The sequence below is a fragment of the bacterium genome, assembly GCA_027622355.1.
In the GTDB taxonomy this organism is placed as follows: domain Bacteria; phylum UBA8248; class UBA8248; order UBA8248; family UBA8248; genus JAQBZT01.
The window spans coordinates 1-4,382 of the sequence record JAQBZT010000252.1; the positions used below are offsets into that span (position 1 = coordinate 1).

The following is a 4,382-nucleotide window of genomic DNA, read 5'->3' on the forward strand; positions in this document are numbered from 1 at the left end:
GTTTTGACGCGGTGATCCGGGCGCTTCCGCGGGTGCGCGAGAAGGTGCCGGAGGCGGTTTATCTGATCGTGGGGAAGGGCCCGGAAGAGGAATCCTTGCGGGCGCTGGCCCGGGAAGCCGGGGTCGGTGAGTTTGTCCATTTTCTGGGGGAGGTTGCCCCCGGTGCGCTCGGCCGCGGCGATTTCGCCTACTATCAGGCGTGCGATGTGTTTGCCATGCCGAGCCGTGCGGAGGCCGGAGGAAAGGTCGCCGAGGCCTTCGGAATCGCCTACCTCGAGGCGGGGGCCTGCCGGAAGCCGGTGGTGGGCGGCCGCTCGGGCGGCGCCGCCGAGGCGGTGGCGGACGGTGAATCGGGGATTCTCGTGGACGCGGACCGCGAGGGTGCCCTGGCCGGGGCGCTCATCCGTCTCCTGGAAGATGGGGAGCTGGCCCGGAGGATGGGCGAGGCCGGAAGGCGGCGGGCCGAGGCGCGCCGCTGGGAGGTTGTGGCCGGAGAGTACGAACAGGTTTTGCGGGAGACCGTCGGTGGCTAGGGTGCTCGATGTGGGAAGCGGCTGGAAAGACGAGCCCGGCGTGATCGGAGCGGACATCCGCAAGAAGGTGCGGCCCGATGTCTGCTGCAATCTGGATGTGGACGGGGATGGGCTGCCCCATTTTCCGTTTCGGGACGATGCGTTCGATGAGGTGCGCGTCATTCAGACGATTGACCATTTCCAGAACATCGTCCCCGTCATGGAGGAGATCCACCGGGTGGCGAAACCTGGAGCCAAAGTGATCATCACGGTCGCCCACGTGTCGAGCATCTACTCCTGGAGCGATCCGGTCCATTACCTGCATCTGACCAGCCGCTCCTTTCTGTGCTTCACGGATCACCCCACGAAGGGGGCGGCCTACACCGGGCCGCTTCTCCGCCAGAATGCGTTCCGCTTTGTCTTCAGCAAGTCGATCATCTCCCTCATCCCCCGTTTCATCTGCCTTTTTTCTCCTCGGATCTACGAGAAGCATTTTTGCTGGATGTTTCCCGCGAACGACATGTACTTCGAGTTTGAGGTTCTGAAATGATCGGAATGCTCGAGGACCTGAAGCGGGAGGTCAGCGCCGCATTTCAGGAGCGCTCCCCACTCGAAAGGGTTGCGCTGGGCGGGCTCGCGGGTTTTCTGGCGGCCTCTCCGTTTTCCATCTCCCTTTCGCAGATATTCGTGTTTTCCGCGATCGGCGCCTGGCTGGCCTCCCTTTGGATGGGCGGGCAGAAGGTGCGCTTTCCCCTGCTGCGGCCCTTCGCGCTTTTTGCGGCGCTCACGATCGTGAGTGCGCTTTTGTCGGACGATCCGTTCCGGAGCCTCAAGGACGCCCGCCAGTTGGTTCAAATCCTGATTTTTTATTGTGCGCTGAACACCCTTCGGAACGAGAAGGAGACCGGGGCGCTGGTGAAGGTACTTTTCGGGGCGGCCGCTGCGGCCTCCGCCTACTCGCTTATCGCGGCGCTGGGGCGCCCACTCGGACTGGGGAGCCGGCTCTCCGGCTTTTTCAGCATCTATATGACGCTCGGCGGGTTCTTGCTCATCGTGGAGGCTCTGGCCCTGGCCTATCTGGCGGTTCCCGGAAAAAATGTGCGGAAAGGGTGGGTGGCCGCGGCGGCGGCGGTGATGTTCGCCGCTCTGGTGGCCACGCTGAGCCGGAACGCCTGGATCGGACTTTTCGTCGCGGCGGTCATCTTGATCATTGTGCAGAAGAGCCGTTGGGCGACCGGGGCGCTGCTGGCGGCGGTGGTCCTCGCCGTTCTCATCGGCCCTGCATCCGTGCGCGATCGCATGATGAGCATGACAAACCTGAAGAGCCGGGCCGTCGCCGAGCGGGTCTATCTCTGGAGGAGCGGATTGGCCATGATCGGCGATCGCCCGCTGCTGGGCTTCGGCCTCGACAACATCAAGAAGAACTACCCCCGCTACGCCCACCCCGGGGCGCTGAAGGAAAAAACCAGCCACATTCACAACAACATTTTGCAGGTGGGCGCCGAGCGGGGGCTTCTCGCGCTGGCCGCCTGGCTGTGGATCTGGTGGGTTTTTTTCCGGGAAGCTGGCCGGAGGGTGCTCTTAACGGCGGATGCCCGCTTCGGGCGGCGGTTTCTCCTGACCGGCAGCCTTATCGCTTTGGCGGGTTTTCATGCGGCGGGGATGTTCGAGTACAACTTCGGCGACTCGGAGGTCGTCATGCTCGCCTACTTCGTCATGGCGCTTTCTTTTGTGGGGCCTGAACCCGGGCCTAGTGGAGCCGGATGAAGCTCTGGAACAAGCTGAGCCGCCGCACGGATTCGGTGGCGACCAGCGGTATCTCGCCCAGCTTCTTGCCTTTCAGCTCGTAGCGGATGTGTCCGATCCGCTGTCCGGCCTGTACCGGCGCATAGATGTTGGCCGGGATTTCGGCGATTGCCATGATCTTCCTTCCGTATCCCTGCTCGACCAGCACCCGGAGGTCGCCCTTTTTCCGGAGAACGATCTCTTCCTTTTGGCCGCCCCGGATTTGGACGGTGTGGGGGACGGGAAATTCCGTATTTTTCGCGGGCTGGTACCAGTGGTAGCGGTCGAAACCCCATGACAGGAGCTTGCGCGCTTCCTTGAAGCGCGTGCGGGGGTGCCCCGAACCGAGGACGATGGCGATCAGCCGGAGATTTCCGCGTTTCGCGGTAGCCACCACGCTGTAGCCGGCGGCCCGGTAGGAGCCGGTCTTGAGGCCGTCCACGCCCGGAAACCGGCCGACCAGGCGATTGGTGTTGGTCAGGATGAATTTTCCGTCCCGGAACGGCGCATGGCGCATCTGGCCCCATTCGGTGACGATGGGATGCTCCAAAAGCGCACGGGCGAGGATGCCGGCGTCCCGGGCGCTCATCCGGTTCGGGGGGCGCCGGCGGTCGGGCGGAAGACCGTGAACATTCACGAATTTTGTGTCGGTCATTCCGAGCACGCGGGCTTTTTCGTTCATCCTCTGGATGAAAAGTTCTACGCTGCCGGCGACGTGTTCAGCCACCGCGTAGGCCGCATCGTTCGCGGAGCCGATGAGAATGGCTTTCATGAGATCGATCAGGGCGAAGCGCTCTCCCTGGGCAAGGTATACCTGATGGCCGCCGATGCGGGAAGCTTCCCGTGAGACGGTCACGACATCATCGAGCCCCACGGTTCCGGCCTTGATCCGCTCCAGAGTGAGCAGAACGGTCATCATCTTCACGAGGGATGCGGGGATCAGGCGTGCCCGGATGTTGTGGGAGCGGAGAACGCGGCCGGTCTGCGCTTCGAGCAGCAAGATGGACTGGTAGGAAATATTTCTGCGGTCCTTTTCCGCAAAAGCCGGCGCCCGGGAAGAGAGGCTTGTGGCGATCAAGAGAAAGAGGAGAGCGGCAAAGGCTTTTCGCAGAATTTCTCGGCGCAAGGCAGTTTCTCCGGGGGTACTGAAAGGGCGGGACTGTTTCTTAATCTTAATTCTCACAGTAATCTACTATCTGTTTGAATTTTAGTTATTTTTCACTTTTTTTAACGCCATGTCAAGCGGGGGTTTCTGGACTGCGGGCCAGAAGGGAGGGGCGCTGGGCGCGGCGGGGGAGCCGAAATCAATTATTTGCGCGTGCCCCCTCCCTTTGCTACCTTGAGGCATCTTTGGGGGTGGCAAGCTGCCGGAAGATACCGCTCTTGAATTTGTCTTTCACGATTCGGGGAGGATCGCAGATGTTTAAGGGCTCTTTTGTCGCCATGGTGACCCCCTTCCGGGGCGGGAAGCTGGATGAAGCCGGAATCCGCTCGCTGGTGGACTTTCATCTCGAGAACGGAACCCACGGGATCGTCGCCTGCGGCACGACGGGCGAGTCCGCCACGCTCAGCCACGCCGAGCACGACCGCGTCATCGAGCTTGTGGTGGAGCACGTGAGGGGCCGCATCCCGGTAGTTGCGGGAGCAGGCTCTAACAGTACGGCGGAAGCGGTGCAGCGGACGAAATTCGCCAAGGATATCGGCGCGGACGCCGCTCTGCTCGTCGTTCCCTATTACAACAAACCTACCCAGGAGGGGCTGTACCAGCATTTTTGCGCCGTGGCCGGGGCGGCGGATATCCCCAACATTCTCTACAACGTTCCCGGAAGAACGGTGATCCAGATCGACCCCGGCACGGTGGCGCGCCTGGCCGAGATTCCCAATATCGTTGGCATCAAGGAGGCGACGGGGAACATCTCCAACACCTGCGAGCTGGTGTCGAAGTGCCCGGATGACTTTTTCATCCTCTCGGGCGATGACTTCGTGACGCTTCCGATGATGGCGATGGGCGCCGTCGGGACGATATCGGTGACGGCCAACGTGGCGCCGGCCGATGTGGCCGCCATGTGCCAGGCCCAGCTCGAC

At 62.3% G+C, this 4,382-nt stretch carries 5 protein-coding genes; 4 read left to right on the plus strand and 1 reads right to left on the minus strand.

Annotated elements, in window-relative coordinates; all coding sequences use genetic code 11:
• The 3 genes from O2807_12680 to O2807_12690 form a co-directional block, all read left to right on the plus strand.
• On the plus strand, positions 1–533 hold a 533-nt coding region (locus O2807_12680), incomplete at its 5' end, for a glycosyltransferase (GenBank protein ID MDA1001355.1).
• Entirely contained in the window at positions 526–1,062 is a 537-nt protein-coding gene (locus O2807_12685; protein ID MDA1001356.1) for a methyltransferase domain-containing protein, read from the plus strand. The genes O2807_12680 and O2807_12685, both read left to right, overlap by 8 nt.
• The gene (locus tag O2807_12690) at positions 1,059–2,279 is read left to right on the plus strand and encodes an O-antigen ligase family protein (GenBank protein MDA1001357.1); all 1,221 of its coding nucleotides are present in this window, start codon (positions 1,059–1,061) and stop codon (positions 2,277–2,279) included. Before O2807_12685 ends, O2807_12690 begins: the two co-directional genes overlap by 4 nt.
• Here O2807_12690 and O2807_12695 read toward each other — a convergent pair.
• Positions 2,263–3,423 carry a D-alanyl-D-alanine carboxypeptidase gene (locus tag O2807_12695; GenBank protein MDA1001358.1) on the minus strand — a complete coding sequence of 387 codons (1,161 nt, stop codon included), beginning with the start codon at positions 3,421–3,423 and terminating at the stop codon, positions 2,263–2,265. The genes O2807_12690 and O2807_12695 overlap by 17 nt on opposite strands.
• A 293-nt stretch (positions 3,424–3,716) precedes the next feature.
• On the opposite strand from O2807_12695, the gene dapA reads away from it, so the two are divergent.
• The coding region (gene dapA, locus O2807_12700) for a 4-hydroxy-tetrahydrodipicolinate synthase (GenBank protein MDA1001359.1) at positions 3,717–4,382 on the plus strand (666 nt) is incomplete at its 3' end.